12 protein-coding genes are annotated in these 15928 nt (G+C 70.4%); 7 read left to right on the top strand and 5 right to left on the bottom strand.

The genetic code is table 11. The annotated features are described in order from the left end of the window. Positions 1–251: 251 nt before the first annotated feature. From rhaI to AB0Q90_RS02575, 6 genes are all read left to right on the top strand, one after another. On the top strand, positions 252–1412 hold the full coding sequence (gene rhaI, locus AB0Q90_RS02550; protein WP_363162599.1) for an L-rhamnose isomerase: 1161 nt from the start codon (positions 252–254) through the stop codon (positions 1410–1412). A gap of 113 nt (positions 1413–1525) precedes the next feature. Continuing rightward, positions 1526–3565: a bifunctional aldolase/short-chain dehydrogenase gene (locus AB0Q90_RS02555; RefSeq protein WP_363162598.1), complete on the top strand. Its 2040-nt coding sequence runs from the start codon at positions 1526–1528 to the stop codon at positions 3563–3565. After that, positions 3562–5001 (top strand): rhamnulokinase family protein, encoded by a 1440-nt coding sequence (locus AB0Q90_RS02560; protein ID WP_363162597.1) that lies wholly within the window; start codon positions 3562–3564, stop codon positions 4999–5001. Before AB0Q90_RS02555 ends, AB0Q90_RS02560 begins: the two co-directional genes overlap by 4 nt. Before the next feature lie 71 nt (positions 5002–5072). Continuing rightward, the gene (locus AB0Q90_RS02565; protein ID WP_363162596.1) at positions 5073–5825 is read left to right on the top strand and encodes a (Fe-S)-binding protein; all 753 of its coding nucleotides are present in this window, start codon (positions 5073–5075) and stop codon (positions 5823–5825) included. After that, complete coding sequence (locus tag AB0Q90_RS02570; protein WP_363162595.1) at positions 5822–7300, top strand: LutB/LldF family L-lactate oxidation iron-sulfur protein; 1479 nt, start codon at positions 5822–5824, stop codon at positions 7298–7300. Before AB0Q90_RS02565 ends, AB0Q90_RS02570 begins: the two co-directional genes overlap by 4 nt. Continuing rightward, entirely contained in the window at positions 7297–7956 is a 660-nt protein-coding gene (locus AB0Q90_RS02575) for a lactate utilization protein C (protein WP_363162594.1), read from the top strand. Before AB0Q90_RS02570 ends, AB0Q90_RS02575 begins: the two co-directional genes overlap by 4 nt. On the opposite strand, the gene AB0Q90_RS02580 is transcribed toward AB0Q90_RS02575, so the two are convergent. Then, positions 7929–11030, bottom strand: a complete 3102-nt coding sequence (locus tag AB0Q90_RS02580) for a family 78 glycoside hydrolase catalytic domain (protein ID WP_363162593.1) — start codon at positions 11028–11030, stop codon at positions 7929–7931. The two genes, AB0Q90_RS02575 and AB0Q90_RS02580, sit on opposite strands and share 28 nt — an antisense overlap. A gap of 246 nt (positions 11031–11276) precedes the next feature. Here AB0Q90_RS02580 and AB0Q90_RS02585 point away from each other — a divergent pair, with 246 nt between their 5' ends. Further along, positions 11277–12431 (top strand): betaine/proline/choline family ABC transporter ATP-binding protein, encoded by a 1155-nt coding sequence (locus tag AB0Q90_RS02585; RefSeq protein ID WP_363162592.1) that lies wholly within the window; start codon positions 11277–11279, stop codon positions 12429–12431. A gap of 96 nt (positions 12432–12527) precedes the next feature. On the opposite strand, the gene AB0Q90_RS02590 is transcribed toward AB0Q90_RS02585, so the two are convergent. The 4 genes from AB0Q90_RS02590 to AB0Q90_RS02605 form a co-directional block, all read right to left on the bottom strand. Further along, positions 12528–13412 (bottom strand): hypothetical protein, encoded by an 885-nt coding sequence (locus AB0Q90_RS02590; RefSeq protein ID WP_363162591.1) that lies wholly within the window; start codon positions 13410–13412, stop codon positions 12528–12530. A 120-nt stretch (positions 13413–13532) separates the two neighbouring features. Further along, positions 13533–14468 (bottom strand): ABC transporter substrate-binding protein, encoded by a 936-nt coding sequence (locus tag AB0Q90_RS02595; protein WP_363162590.1) that lies wholly within the window; start codon positions 14466–14468, stop codon positions 13533–13535. A gap of 37 nt (positions 14469–14505) precedes the next feature. Beyond that, positions 14506–15177, bottom strand: coding sequence for an ABC transporter permease (locus AB0Q90_RS02600; protein ID WP_363162589.1), 672 nt, complete (start codon positions 15175–15177; stop codon positions 14506–14508). Further along, positions 15174–15854, bottom strand: coding sequence for an ABC transporter permease (locus AB0Q90_RS02605; protein WP_363162588.1), 681 nt, complete (start codon positions 15852–15854; stop codon positions 15174–15176). Before AB0Q90_RS02605 ends, AB0Q90_RS02600 begins: the two co-directional genes overlap by 4 nt. Between the last annotated feature and the right edge of the window lie 74 nt (positions 15855–15928).

Here is a 15928-nt window from a genome sequence, read left to right on the forward strand (position 1 = left end):
TCGACGTCGTGAAAGGTTTCAACTTGGTTGCCGGGACGTTAGGCACGGAGCGCATGTCACGTCAATGGGTTCGTATCGAAAAAATTTCGATGAACGAAGGTCACGGCAGAGTCACGAGCATCAGCCTGGGCCGCAGGGCTTGACACCCCTGCGGACGGCTCATAGCTTCCCGTCTTGAATCGTTTCACAGCGATGCGTTTCAGAGATGCGTTTCAGAAGACTTTCCGACCCGACGTCACAGGAGCCACGAAGTGACCGAGCTCGCCGCGGTGAAGGCCGCGCTCAAGACACAGGCCGTAGAGACGCCGTCGTGGGCGTACGGGAACTCGGGCACGCGATTCAAGGTGTTCGCACAACAGGGCGTCCCGCGTACCCCGCAGGAGAAGCTGGAGGACGCGGCGCAGGTGCATGCGTTCACGGGTGTGGCGCCGACGGTGGCGCTGCATATTCCGTGGGACAAGGTGGAGGACTACGCGGCGCTGGCGAAGTTCGCGGAGGAGCGGGGGGTGCGGCTGGGGGCGATCAACTCCAATACCTTCCAGGACGACGACTACAAGCTGGGCAGCATCTGCCACCCCGATGCGGTGGTGCGCCGCAAGGCTGTGGATCATCTGCTGGAGTGCGTCGACATCATGGACGCGACCGGCTCGACGGATCTGAAGCTGTGGTTCGCCGACGGCACGAATTATCCCGGTCAGGACGACATCCGGGGGCGGCAGGACCGGCTGGCGGAGGGTCTTGCGGAGGTGTACGGGCGGCTGGGCGAGGGCCAGCGGATGCTGCTGGAGTACAAGTTCTTCGAGCCGGCGTTCTACACGACGGATGTGCCGGACTGGGGGACGGCGTATGCGCACTGTCTGAAGCTGGGTGAGAAGGCGCAGGTCGTCGTCGACACGGGGCATCACGCGCCGGGTACCAACATCGAGTTCATCGTGGCGACGCTGCTGCGGGAGAACAAGCTCGGCGGGTTCGACTTCAACTCGCGGTTCTATGCGGACGACGACCTGATGGTGGGGGCCGCGGATCCGTTCCAGCTGTTCCGGATCATGTATGAGGTGGTGCGTGGGGGCGGGTTCACGCCGGATGTGGCGTTCATGCTCGACCAGTGCCACAACATCGAGGCGAAGATCCCGGCGATCATCCGGTCGGTGATGAATGTGCAGGAGGCGACGGCGAAGGCGCTGCTGGTTGACGGCGTCGCTCTGGCCGAGGCGCAGGCCTCCGGTGACGTGCTCGGCGCGAATGCCGTGGTGATGGATGCGTACAACACGGATGTGCGGCCGCTGCTTGCCGAGGTGCGCGAGGAGATGGGGCTGGACCCCGATCCCATGGCCGCGTATGCCCGGTCCGGGTGGGCCTCGAAGATCGTGGCTGAGCGGGTCGGAGGTGAGCAGGCCGGCTGGGGCGCGTGAGCGTCTGCCGGGAGCTGTTCGTCGCGGGGTGCGGGCCGGCTGTGGCTGGTCGCGCAGTTCCCCGCGCCCCCAGGGAAACGTCGTCACCCTCTCTTCAGTAAGGAACCGAAGTCATGGCAACCCATCCCTCCGCCGCCGATCTCCTCGCCCGGTCCCATCGGCTCGGCGCCGATCCCCGTAACACCAACTACGCCGGCGGCAATGCCTCGGCGAAAGGTATCGATACCGATCCCGTCACCGGGGGTGATGTGGAGCTGATGTGGGTCAAGGGGTCCGGTGGTGATCTCGGGACGCTGACCGAGGGCGGGCTTGCCGTGTTGCGGCTGGACCGGATGCGGGCGCTGGTGGATGTGTATCCGGGGGTGGAGCGCGAGGACGAGATGGTCGCCGCGTTCGACTACTGCCTGCACGGCAAGGGAGGTGCGGCGCCCTCGATCGATACGGCCATGCACGGGCTGGTGGAGGCGGCGCACGTCGATCATCTGCACCCCGACTCCGGGATCGCGCTGGCCTGTGCGGCGGACGGGGAGAAGCTGACGGCGGAGTGCTTCGGCGACAGTGTGGTGTGGGTGCCGTGGCGCAGGCCCGGGTTCCAGCTGGGGCTGGACATCGCGGCGGTGAAGGCCGCCCATCCGCAGGCGATCGGGTGCATCCTCGGCGGGCACGGGATCACCGCGTGGGGTGACACCTCCGAGGAGTGCGAGCGCAACTCGCTGCACATCATCCGTACCGCGGAGAAGTTCCTGGAGGAGAAGGGGAAGGCGGAGCCCTTCGGCCCGGTGATCGAGGGCTACGAGGCGCTCGGCGAGGCCGACCGCAGGGAGCGGGCGGCGGCGCTGGCGCCGTATGTCCGGGCGATCGCCTCGCAGGACAGGCCGCAGGTGGGGCACTTCAACGACTCCGAGGCCGTCCTGGACTTCCTCGCCTGCGCCGAGCACCCGCGCCTCGCCGCGCTGGGCACCTCCTGCCCGGACCACTTCCTGCGCACGAAGGTCCGCCCGCTCGTGCTCGATCTGCCGCCGGCCGTTTCGCTGGAGGAGGCGGTCGCCCGGCTGAAGGAGCTGCACGCCGCCTACCGGGAGGAGTACGCCGCCTACTACCAGCGCAACGCCCTGCCCGGCTCTCCCGCGATGCGGGGCGCCGACCCGGCGATCGTGCTGATCCCGGGTGTGGGGATGTTCTCCTTCGGCAAGGACAAGCAGACGGCCCGGGTGGCGGGCGAGTTCTACGTCAACGCGATCAACGTGATGCGCGGGGCGGAGGCGGTCTCCACGTATGCGCCGATCGAGGAGGCGGAGAAGTTCCGCATCGAGTACTGGGCGCTGGAGGAGGCCAAGCTCCAGCGGATGCCGAAGCCGAAGCCGCTCGCGACGCGGGTGGCTGTGGTGACGGGCGCGGGCAGCGGGATCGGCAGGGCCATCGCCGAGCGGCTGGTCGCCGAGGGCGCCTGCGTGGTCGTAGCCGACCTCAACGCGGAGAACGCGGCCGCGGTCGCCAAGGAGCTGGGCGGGCCGGACAAGGCGGTCGCCGTTGCCGTGGACGTGACCTCGGAGGAGCAGATCGCCGAGGCGTTCAAGGCCGCGCTGCTCGCGTTCGGCGGGGTGGACCTGGTGGTCAACAACGCCGGTATTTCCATCTCCAAGCCGCTGCTGGAGACCTCGGCCAGGGACTGGGATCTGCAGCACGACATCATGGCCCGCGGTTCCTTCCTGGTGTCGCGGGAGGCGGCGCGGGTGATGATCGCGCAGGAGCTGGGCGGTGACATCGTCTACATCGCCTCCAAGAACGCCGTCTTCGCCGGGCCGAACAACATCGCCTACTCCGCCACCAAGGCCGACCAGGCCCACCAGGTGCGGCTGCTGGCGGCCGAGCTGGGCGAGCACGGGATCCGGGTCAACGGTGTCAACCCGGACGGCGTGGTGCGCGGCTCGGGGATCTTCGCCGGTGGCTGGGGCGCGCAGCGGGCGGCCGTGTACGGGGTGGAGGAGGAGAAGCTGGGCGAGTTCTACGCCCAGCGGACCATCCTCAAGCGGGAGGTGCTGCCCGAGCACGTGGCGAACGCGGTGTTCGCGCTGACCGGCGGGGAGCTCACCCACACCACCGGGCTGCACGTCCCGGTCGACGCCGGCGTCGCGGCCGCCTTCCTGCGGTGAGCGCGCTCGTGAAGTCGTACGCCGCCGTCGACCTCGGCGCGTCCAGCGGGCGGGTCATGGTCGGCCGGGTGGGCCCCGACAGCCTTCAGCTGGCCGAGGCACACCGGTTCGCCAACCGGCCGGTCCGCCTCCCGGAGGGACTGCGCTGGGACATCCTCGGGCTCTACGCGGGAGTGCTGGAGGGGCTGCGCGCGGCCGGGCAGGTCGACTCCGTCGGCATCGACAGCTGGGCCGTGGACTACGGCCTGCTGGACGCCGACGGGGCACTGCTCGCCAACCCCGTGCACTACCGGGACTCCCGCACCGACGGGATCGCGGAGAAGGTGTGGGCGACGGTGCCGGCCGAGGAGCTGTACGCGGCCACCGGGCTCCAGTACGCGCCCTTCAACACCCTGTACCAACTGACGGCGGATCATCTCAACGGCGCACAGCGCTTGTTGATGATTCCCGATCTGCTGACGTACTGGCTCACCGGCGAGCAGGGCACCGAACTCACCAACGCCTCCACCACCCAGCTCATCGACCCCCGCACCCGTGACTGGGCGTCAGACATCGCTGCACGTCTCGGCATTGACCTGGACCTGTTCGCGGATCTGCGTCAGCCGGGTGATCCGGCGGGCTTCCTGCGCCCCGAGGTGCTGGAGGAGACCGGTCTTGCCGGGCCGGTGCCGGTCACCGCGGTCGGCTCGCACGACACCGCCTCGGCGGTGGCCGCCGTCCCGGCCGCGGCCGGCGAACGGTTCGCGTACATCTGCACCGGCACCTGGTCCCTCGCGGGCCTGGAGCTGGACGCGCCGGTGCTGACCGAGGAGAGCCGGGCCGCCAACTTCACCAACGAGCTGGGGCTGGACGGCACCGTCCGCTACCTGCGCAACATCATGGGCCTGTGGCTGCTCCAGGAGTGCGTGCGCGCCTGGGGCGACCCGGATCTGGGCGGGCTGCTGCTGGAGGCGTCGAAGGCGCCGGCGCTGCGGTCGGTGGTGGACGCGGGCGACGCCGCGTTCCTGGCGCCGGGCCGGATGCCGGAGCGGATCGCGGAGGCCTGCCGGGCCTCCGGCCAGCCGGTGCCGGGCTCGCCCGCCGAGATCACGCGCTGCATTCTCGACTCCCTCGCCCTCGCCCACCGCAGGGCGATCGCGGACGCACAGCGGCTGGCCGACCAGCCGGTTGACGTCGTGTACGTCGTCGGCGGCGGCACCCGCAACGCCCTGCTGTGCCAGCTGACCGCCGACGCCTGCGGGCTGCCCGTGGTGGCCGGTCCGACGGAGGCGGCGGCCCTCGGCAACGTCCTGGTCCAGGCCCGGCCGCACGGCCTCGTCCGTGACCTCGCGGACGGGCGGCAACTGCTCACCCGCACCCAGCCGCTCACGCGGTACGAACCGCGGGGCGGCACCGCCCGGTGGCAGGAGGCGGAGGCCCGGCTCACCGATGGGTGAGCGGGGTCTCCCCGGGCCGCCCAACCCGCACTAGGCTGCATTCATCCCATGATCAACCCCGAGGAGCCGCGATGCGTGTCGCTCTGTTCCTGACCTGTGTCAACGACACGCTCTATCCGGACACCGGCCGCGCGGTGGTGAAACTGCTGACCAGGCTGGGTGTCGAGGTCGACTTCCCCGTCGCCCAGACCTGCTGCGGGCAGGCCCACTACAACACCGGCTACCGCCATCAGGCGGAGCCTCTGGCGCGGCATTTCTCCGAGGTCTTCGGCCAGTACGAGGCGATCGTCACCCCTTCCGGGTCGTGCGGGGCGATGGTGCGGGAGCTGTATCCGCGGATGGGTGCACGGGCGCGGGCGGAGGGCCGTGGGGAGACCCTCGCCGCCGTGCTGGCGCCGGTGGTGCCGAAGACGTACGAGCTGACCGAGTTCCTGGTGGATGTGCTGGGGGTGACGGATGTCGGGGCGTACTACCCGCACAAGGTGACCTACCACCCGACCTGCCACGGGCTGCGCGGCCTGGGCCTCGCCGACCGGCCCCGCAGGCTGCTGCAGGCCGTGAAGGGGCTGGAGCTGGTCGAGTTGCCGGGGGCCGAGGAATGCTGCGGCTTCGGCGGCACCTTCGCCCTGAAGAACTCCGACGTCTCCGCGGCGATGGGCGCGGACAAGGTCCGCAACGCCGAGTCCACGGGCGCGGACGTGCTGTGCGCGGCCGACAACTCCTGTCTGATGCACATCGGCGGGACGATGACCCGGCTCAGGACAGGCATGCGGCCGGTGCACATCGCCGAGATCCTGGCGAGCACCGAGGAGGAGGCCGTATGAGCGGGACGTATCTGGGCATGCCGGCCTTCCCCAAGGCCGCGCACGAGGCGGTCCACAACCAGACCCTGCGCGGCAATCTGCGCCACGCCACCCACACCATCCGCGACAAACGGGCCAAGGCCGTCGCCGAGATGTCGGACTGGGCTGAGCTGCGCGAGGCCGGCAAGCGGATCAAGGACCATACGCTGCGTCATCTCGACCGCTACCTCGTGCAGTTGGAGGAGTCGGTGACGGCCGCGGGCGGCATCGTCCACTGGGCCGCCGATGCGGAGGAGGCGAACCGGATCGTCGCCGACCTCGTCAAGCAGACGGGTGAGTCGGAGGTCGTCAAGGTCAAGTCGATGGCCACGCAGGAGATCGGGCTCAACGAAGCCCTTCAGGCGGAGGGCATCCGCGCCTTTGAGACCGATCTCGCCGAGCTGATCGTGCAGTTGGGCCAGGACCGGCCCTCGCACATCCTGGTCCCCGCCATCCACCGCAACCGCGGCGAGATCCGCGACATCTTCGCCCGCGAGATGAGCCAGTGGGGCCGCCCGGCCCCCGAGGGCCTGACCGACACGCCCGCCGAGCTCGCCGAGGCCGCCCGGCAGCATCTGCGGGAGAAATTCCTGCGCGCCAAGGTCGGCATCTCCGGCGCCAACTTCATGGTCGCCGACACCGGCACCCTGGTCGTGGTGGAGTCCGAGGGCAACGGGCGGATGTGCCTGACCCTGCCCGAGACACTCATCTCGGTCGTCGGCATCGAGAAGATCGTCCCCACCTGGCAGGACCTGGAAGTCTTCCTGCAGACCCTGCCCCGCTCCTCGACGGCCGAACGCATGAACCCCTACACGTCGACCTGGACCGGCACCACCGACAGCGACGGACCCAGCACCTTCCACCTCGTCCTGCTCGACAACGGCCGCACCGACACCCTCGCCGACGAGGTCGGCCGCCAGGCCCTGCGCTGCATCCGCTGCTCGGCGTGTCTCAACGTCTGCCCCGTCTACGAGCGGGCGGGCGGCCACGCCTACGGCTCGGTCTACCCGGGCCCGATCGGCGCCATCCTCAGCCCCCAACTACGCGGCACCGCAAGCGAGATCGACGCCTCCCTGCCGTACGCGTCCTCCCTGTGCGGGGCCTGCTACGAGGTGTGCCCGGTGGCCATCGACATCCCCGAGGTGCTGGTGCACCTGCGCGAGCGGGTCGTGCAGGGCGGCGAGGTCACCCGCGAGGGCAACAAGGCCGTACTCAAGCCCGCGAAGGGGCACGCGGCCGAGCGGGCGGCCATGCGGGCGGCGCGCTGGGCGTTCGCGCACCCGGGCGCCCTGCGCACCGGGCAGCGGCTCGCCTCCCGCACCCGCCGCTTCCACCCCCGCAGCCTGCCCGGCCCGGGCCGCGCCTGGAGCGACACCCGCGATCTGCCACCCGTACCGGCGGAACCGTTCCGGGACTGGTGGCAGCGCACCAACGGCGGAAAGGACGACGCCAAGTGAGCAGCAGGGAACAGATCCTGGGCCGGGTACGACGCGCACTGGCCCACACCCCCGGCGAGGACGTCACGATCGAGCGGGCGTATCTGCGGGAACACGGGCAGCGCAGCGTCGAGCAGACGGTGGACCTGCTGGCCGAGAACCTCGCCGACTACCGGGCGATCGTGCACCGGTGCACCCCCGGCGACCTGGCGACGACGATCGCCGGGATGCTGGCCGCGCGGGGCGCGAAGACGGTGCTCGCGCCACCGGGGCTCGATCCGTCGTGGCTCGCGGACGCCGATGCCGAGCAGATCCCGGACCGGACCGAGAGCACCCCGCACGAACTGGACCAGGTGGAGAGCGTGGTCACCGGCTGCGCCCTCGCCATCGCCGAAACCGGCACCCTCGTCCTCGACGGCAGCCCCGACCAGGGCCGCCGCCGCATCACCCTCGTCCCCGACCACCACATCTGCGTCGTACGCGTACCCGACCAGGTCGTCTCCTCCGTCCCGCAGGCCCTCGAACGCCTCGACCCGGCCCGCCCGTTGACCTGGATCTCGGGTCCGTCGGCGACCAGCGACATCGAGCTGGACCGGGTCGAGGGGGTGCACGGTCCGCGCACCCTGGAGGTGGTGCTGGTGAGCGGAAGTCAGGCGAGCGCGGACGTCACCTCGTAACGGCCGGAGGGCAGCCGGTAGGAGGCGGTGCCGTCCGTGAAGCCCAGGTACTCGACGCCCCGGACTCGGGACAGCGGTGCGCGGCCCTCGCGGACGGAGTCGGGGTCCGCAGTGGGCAGGCGCAGGGTCGCCGTGCTGTTGGCGGGGACCGCAGCCAGGTAGCTCAGCCTGCGGTCCTCGATCGTCCACTCGCTGACGATCTCCCCGTACGGCGACCGGTGCGCGCCGCGCACCTGTGCGATCCTCCCCGTGGGGTCGGGGTGCGGGCGCAGGAAGAAGTGCTTGAAGCCCGGATGCGCGGGGTCCTTGGCGATGCCGGCCATGCTCTCGTACATCCACTCCATGATCGCGCCGTAGGAGTAGTGGTTGAACGAGTTCATGTCGACCGGGCCGAAGCCGTCCTCCTTCGAGTACGAGTTCCAGCGCTCCCAGATCGTCGTGGCGCCGTTGCGCACCGAGTACAGCCAGGACGGCATCGCGTCCTGGTGGAGGATCCGGTACGCCAGCTCGACGCGGCCCTCGTCGGTGAGGACGGGGGCCAGCACGTTCACGCCGAGGAAGCCGACGGAGAGGGTGTTCTCGGCGTACTTGACCCGGGTGCTGTCGGGGTGGGAGGCCTTGTAGGCCTCGTCGTTGCCGATGTTCTCGGCGAGCAGCTCAACCAGTCGGCGGTGCTGGGCCTCCGTGTCGTAGAGGCCGAGTTTGAGGACCCACAGCAGGGCGGTCTGGCTGTTGTCCTCGGGCTTGCCGCCGATCCAGGGCGGTGCCTCGCCCAGGCTGGAGCGGACGGTGACCTCGCCGGTGGTGGCGTCGGTGACGAGGTACTTGGTGATGAAGGCGCGTCTGATCCGGGTGAACAGCTCGTCGTAGGCACGTAGTTCGGCGGTGCGGCCGGTGGCGCGGGCCATGTCGGCCATGAGGCGGGCGCTGTAGCCGTAGTAGACGTCACTGATCAGCTGGGTGCTGGTGTCCTGGAACGCCAGCCAGTCGCCGAAGATCGCGCCCTGTCCGGCGTAGGTGTCGCCGGTGCGCCCGCGGATCCAGTCCATGTAAGCCTTCATGGCGTCCCAACTGCGTTCCACGACCGTGGTGTCGCCGGACATCTGCCACACCGTCCAGGGCACGACCACCCCGCAGTCCGCCCAACCACTGGCCGGGATGGGCGCGTTGTAGCGGGCGCCCGGTGCGATCCAGGTGAACTGGGCGCCGTCCGCGCCGTAGGTGCGCTGGGAGTCGATCAGGATGTCCTGGAAGTGGCCGAGGAAATTCACCGCGTCGGCGTTGTACAGGCCGGTGCCCGAGAACAGCTGGGTGTCGCCGGTCCAGCCGCAGCGTTCGTCGCGCTGCGGGCAGTCGGTGGGCACCCACAGGTAGTTGCTGCGCTGGCCCCAACGGACGTTGCTGATCAGCTGGTTGGTGCCCGCGTCGTCCGTGGTGACGGTGCCGATGTCGTGCAGGGCGGAGGTGGCGACCCGGCCGGTGAAGCCGGTGAAGGTGACGGTGTCGGTGGTGGTGACGGAGGCGTAGCGGAAGCCGTAGAAGGTCAGTGAGTCCTGGTGGGTCTCGCCGTCGGGGGCGCCCTTGAGGGTGTAGGTGCTGGTGGCCTTGGCGGTGCGCAGGTTGGCCCGGTAGACCGAGCCGACGGGGCCGTCGGCGCCTTCGCTGTCGTCGTTGAGCATCTCGCCGAAGCGGACGGTGACTTGGGTGCCGGCGGGGCCGGAGAGGGTGTAGCGGGGGACGCCGACCATGTTCTGGCCGAGGTCGATGACGGCGGTGTCGCCTGGGCGCAGGGTGATGCGGGCGGTCGCCGCCTTGGCGGGGTCGGTGACGGTCCGGTCGGGGTCGACGACGACACGGCCCCTGCCCTCGCCGGTGACGCCCGTGCAGACGGTGATCGACTCCGGGGTCCGGTCCCACTGCGGCATCAGCCGGGCGCTCTCGCCCGGGTAGGCGACGAGTCGGGCGTCCGGGAACCTGGTGGCGAAGTCGTGTTCCTCGGTGCCGGTCCAGTCGGCGGCGTCGAAGCCGTTCGCCGTCCAGCCCGGTAGCTCCTTGCGGGCGTCGTAGGTCTGGCCGTCGTAGATGTCGTCGGCGCGGTAGGGGCCGGTGTCGGTCGCCCGCCAGTCGTCGCCGGGCGCGGTCACGACGGTCTGCGTCGAGCCGTCGGTGTAGCGGATGAGCAGCTTGGCCTTGAGGGCGAGGCGGTTGCCGTCCTTGGAGTAGTAGGCGCTGTTGTCGGAGATGCGGCCGTTGTACCAGCCGTTGCCGAGCACCGCCGCGAGGGTGACCTGCCGCTCCCCCGCGACCAGGCCGGTCACGTCGTAGGTGAAGTAGCTGACGGTGGTGTCGTAGTTGGTCCAGCCCGGGGTGAGGAGTTCGTGGGTGGCGCCGCCGTCCTGGGGCACCTCGACGCGGTGGCCGTTGACGTAGGCGTCGTACACGCCGAGGGCGGACACGTACAGCCGGGCGGCGCTGATGTGTCGGTCCTTGAGGGCGGCCTGGCGTCTCAGGAGGGGCGCGCCCGCGCTGTTCGACTTCTTCCCGGCCATGGCGATCCATTGCGCGCCGTCCCAGCCGGTCGTTCCGTCGGTGCTGTGCAGGCCGGTCTCGAAGAAGGCGGTGGGTGCGGCGGGGAGCGCGCGGCCGTCCTCGTCCCACACGCGGACCGTCCAGTGGTAGCGGGTGGAGGGGGCCAGGGCGCGGCCCGCGTAGCGCACGGCCACCGAGTCCGCGGAGGCGACCCGGCCGCTGTCCCAGACGTCCGCGCGACCCCGGGCCAGACGCTCGGGTGTGGAGGCGACCAGGATCCGGTACGCCGTCTGGCGCCGTCCGCGGGCGCGGGAGGCGGTGCGCCACCCGAATCTCGGGTGCGGCGCGTCCACGCCGAGCGGGTTCGTGCGGTGTTCCACCGTGAGGCCCTCGACGGCCGAGCGGTCCGAGGCAGGGGCGGCCGCCGCCGTCCCCCCGCTCCCGATTCCACCCGCCATGGCCACCGGTACGGCACCCAGCGCGGTGGTGAGGACCGTTCTGCGGCGCACTGTCCTGCCGTTCGTGCTGTCGACTCCGTCGGTCATGCCGTTGTCCCTTCGGCTGCTCGGAGTTGTATCGATTCAGCTCGGTCGGCGGTTGAAGCTAGTGGCAGGTGTGGCAGGTGTCCACCACTTCAGCAGCGTGAAATGCAGGCACTTTCCGGCAGAACTCTTCACGCCTCGGCGCGAGGAGTTGCGGATTGAAACCGTTCAAAATCGGAACCCATCCTTCACCAGCCAGTGGGACACCGCTGATGGGCGGCTTGCGACCCGCGCCGTTAGCGTGAGGACATGATCCGGTTCGAGCAGGTCAGCAAGCGGTATCCGGACGGAACGACGGCCGTGGACGGGCTCAGTTTCGAGGTGTCCGAGGGCGAACTGGTGACCCTCGTGGGGCCGTCCGGGTGCGGCAAGACGACGACCATGATGATGGTCAACCGGCTCATCGAGCCGACCTCGGGGCGGATCCTCGTAGGCGGCGAGGACGTCATGACGGTCGATCCGGTACGGCTGCGGCGCCGGATCGGATACGTCATCCAGCAGGTCGGGCTCTTCCCGCACCGCACGATCCTCGACAACACGGCCACCGTGCCTGCGCTGGTCGGCTGGAAGAAGGCCAAGGCCCGGGCACGGGCCGCGGAGTTGCTGGAGCTGGTGGGCCTGGATCCGAAGACGTACGGGCCCCGTTATCCGGACCAGCTCTCGGGCGGACAGCGGCAGCGGGTCGGCGTGGCGCGGGCGCTGGCCGCCGACCCGCCGGTGCTGCTGATGGACGAGCCGTTCGGGGCGGTGGATCCGGTGGTGCGGGAGCAGTTGCAGGGCGAGTTCCTGCGGATGCAGGCCGCCGTGCGCAAGACGGTGCTGCTGGTCACGCACGACATCGAGGAGGCGGTGCGGCTCGGCGACCGCATCGCGGTGTACGGGCAGGGGCGCATCGAGCAGTTCGACACACCCGGGACGGTGCTCGGCAACCCGGGAACGCCGTACGTCGCCGAGTTCGTCGGGGCCGACCGGGGCCTGAAGCGGCTGTCGGTGACCGAGATCGAGGCCGCCGACCTGGAGCAGCCGCCCGTCGCCCGGCTGGAGGAACCGGCCGCCGCGGCCGCGGAGCGGCTGCGCGCCGAGGGCGGCAGGTGGCTCGTCGTCCTCGACGGCGCCGGCGAGCTGCACGGCTGGGCCGGGGCCGACGATCTCGCGGCGGGCGGCTCGGTCGGCGACCACGCACACCGGATGAACGCCTGGGTGCCGGTGGGCGCGCCGCTCAAGCAGGCCTTCGGGGTGATGCTCCAGCACGACGCCGGATGGGTGGCGGTGCTGGACGGCGCCCGCTTCCTCGGGGTCCTGACCCCGGCGAAGCTGCACGAGGCGCTGCGCCGCTCCGTGGACGCGGACGCACTCGGCGTGCCGCGGGACCGGGTGCGGTTCGACTCCGTGGCGGACGCTTGAGGCGCGTGGGTGAGCCTTGGGGGTGCTTGCAGACTACGGCCGACGCGCATGCGTGGGCCTCGGGTGCGCTTGCACACCGCAGCCGACGCGTGAGTGTCAGCCGCTCTTCGGCCTGCGCGTCGCCTCCCGGCCCAGGATGCCGAACGCCCAGCGCTCGTTGAAGCCGGCGACGAAGCCGATGGCGCACCAGAAGCCCCAGAAGTCGGTGCCCTTGGCGGGCGAGCCGGGGTCTCCGGCGGAGGGGCAGATCTGGCTCGCGGTGGCGGGGACCTCGAAGACGGGTACGAGGCCGCCGCTGAGCAGGAAGTAGACCGCCAGCGCGAGGATCCATCCGACGAACACCCGGTAGACGCCTTCGTGGCGCATGCTGCGGGCCATCTGCCCGGGCACGATCAGGCCTTCCCGCCCGTTGTTCTGCCGCTTCGTCAACTGCTCGGCGTTGCCCCGCAGTCGGACCAGCACACTGAGCACCGCGCCGAACGCGCCGACGCCTCCGCAGACGAACGCGCCCAGCAGATGCCAGCGGTTGGTGCAGTTCAGCGTCACACCCAGCGCCTGGAGCAGGCCGACCCCCCACAGCAGCGGTACGGCGAGCAGGACGAGGCTGGCGGCGGAGCCCAGCGCGAGACCGACGTTGAGGCCCCGGCTGACCGCGGTCGCGCTGTCCTGCACGAGCCGTGCCCGCAGGTCGGCTATCTCCGCGTCCAGGTACTTGAGCAGGTCGTCGTTCGGCTTGGCGGTGTCGAGCCGCCGGTCGGTCAGCGTGTTGCCGAGCACGCGCTGCACGGAGACGCGCGCCGCGACCCTGGTGTTGCGCTCGAAGGCGCGCTGCGAGGCGCCGTACAGGAGCTGTAGATCAAGCTGCTGTTCGGGATACAGGTCACCGAACTTCACATAGAGCTCGCCGAGTCCGGCCGGCACCAGATGCATCAGCCCTTCGGGCTTCAGCTCGGTGTCGGCCCCCTCGATCGACTCACGCATTTTCTGCCACGCACTGTGGCGGTGTCCCCCGTCGACCGTCATGAAGTACCTGTACCCCCGGGGGCGTCGCCCGGGAAGACGGCTCGCCGCACCAGTACGGTCACGTACGTCACAGCTCCGTCACTTGAGCAGGCCCTTGTCCTGGAGGTAGGTCCGTGCCACGTCCGACGCCAACCGGCGCCAGCTGTCGACCTGTTGGTTCATCGACGCCAGGTCGGCCGTGGTCAGGACGTCGTTGAGCGCGCCGAGCGTCCGGGTCACCGTCTCGCTGCCGGCCCGGGAGCGGTTGACGACCGGGACGACGTAGTCGGCGTTCTGCAGGTGCTTGTCGTCGGCGAGGAGGACCAGGCCGAAGTCGTCCAGGGTGGCGTCGGTGGTCGTGGTCAGCACCATCTGGTCCTGGCCGCTCTGCACGGCCCGCTTCGCCTGCGTCGTCCCCACGCCCTTGGGGTCGACGCCGGTGATGTCGATGCCGTAGGTGCTCTTCAACCCCGGTGCGCAGTACGGCCGTTGCACGCACTCGTCGCCGGCCGCCAGCCGTACCTCCTGACCCGACGCGCCGAGGTCGCTCAGTGTCTTCAAGCCATGGCTGCGTGCGTAGGACGCGGTCACCGCGAAGGCGTTCTGATCGACGGCCCGGCCGGCGTCGAGGACGGTGAGGCCGCGGGGTGCGGCGAGGCGGCGCAGTGCCGTCATCGTCTCGTCCAGGTCCGGGGAGCCGACCGGTGGCGCGTCGGCGCCGTTGGTCTTGGCGTTGAGCCAGTCCGCGAAGGTGGCCGCGTACTCGGGGACGACGTCGATCTGCCCGGACTCCAGGGCGGGTTCGTACAGTTCGCGGTTGGCGACGGTGAGCATCGAGGTCTTGTAGCCGGCCTGCTTCAGCAGCAGCGCGTACATCTGGGCGAGCAGGTCGCTCTCGGTGAAGCCGGCGGAGCCGATGGTGAGGCTGTGGCTGTCGCCGGGTGGGGCCGTGACCGCGCCGCGGTTCTCCAGGGACGGGCCGGTGGAGCAGCCGGTCAGGAGCAGCAGGGCGGCCAGGGCGTGGCGGCGTCTCATGGCACCCTCACCCGTCCCATCGCACCCCTCACCCGTCTCATGACACCCCTCTCGCCCAGCGCGGCGCCAGCCGTTCGGCCACCTCGAAGACGCCCTCGACGATCAGCGCGAAGGCGGCGACGAGCACCGCGCCGGCCACCACCTGCGGCGTACTGGCCAGGTTGAAGCCGGCCGTGATGATCCGGCCGAGCCCTCCCCCGCCGGCCAGGGCTGCGATGGTCGCGGTGGCGACGAGCTGCACGGCGGCGATCCGGACACCGTTGACGACCATGGGGAGCGAAAGGGGCAGTTCCACGTGAAACATCACCTGTCGTCCGGTCATGCCCATTCCGCGCGCCGCCCGCACGACACTGCGGTCGACCTCGCGCATGCCGACGTAGGCATTGGTGAGCAGGGGCGGTACGGCGAACAGCACCAGGGCGACCACGGTCGGGCCCTCGCCCCAGCGGCCGACGGGGGTCAGGAGCAGCAGGACCAGCACGGCGAAGGTGGGGACCGCGCGGCCGATGTTGGAGATGTTGACGGCGAGCGCGCCGCCCTTGCCGAGATGGCCGAGGACCAGCGCGACCGGCAGGGCGATCAGGCAGCTGATCACCAGGCAGACGACGGTGAGGACGAGGTGTTCCAGCAGCCGGTGCCAGATGCCGTCGTCCCCGGCCCAGTGCGCGGAGTCGGCCAGCCAGTCCCAGGCGTCGGTGAGGGTGTTCATCCGCGGGCCGCCCTCGTCCACGGGGTGATCAGCCGCTGCACGCCCAGCAGCAGGACGTCGGCGGCGACGGCGATCACCACGCACAGTACCGACGCGGTGAGCACCTGGGCCTTGAAGTAGGTGTTCATGCCCGCGTAGATGAGGTTCCCGAGCCCGCCGAAGCCGACGATCGCGCCCACCGTCACCAGGGACACCGCGGAGACCGTCGCGATGCGCAGTCCGGCCATGGCGGCCGGCAGGGCGAGGGGCAGTTCGACGGTGAGCAGCAGCCGGATCGGGCCGTAGCCCATGCCGCGCGCGGCCTGTCGGGTCTCCTCGGGGACCGCGCGCAGGCCCGCGAGGATGTTGCGCACCAGCAGGGTCAGCGAGTACAGCACGAGTCCGGCGACGACCAGGCTCGCCGAGAGCCCGTACACGGGCAGCAGCAGCGAGAACATCGCCAGGGACGGAACGGTGTACAGGATCGTCGTCACCGCGAGGACGGGTCCGGCGGTCCAGCCCCAGCGGCGGGCCAGCACGGCCAGCGGCAGGGCGAGGACGAGGCCGAGGAGGACGGAGACCGCGGTCAGTTCGAGGTGCTGGATCACCGCGTCGACGAGGATCTCGCGGCGGGTGCTCAGATACTCGCCGCAGATCCACTCGTTGCGTGCGAGGCAGTCGTCCGGGGGCGCGGTCATCGCTCCATTGCAGCGGGTGGACCACCGGGTCGGCTCGTTGTGGTGACCCGTCCGGGGTGTCGCTGAGTACACCC

This window comes from Streptomyces sp. NPDC079141, from assembly GCF_040686775.1.
Lineage (GTDB): Bacteria > Actinomycetota > Actinomycetes > Streptomycetales > Streptomycetaceae > Streptomyces.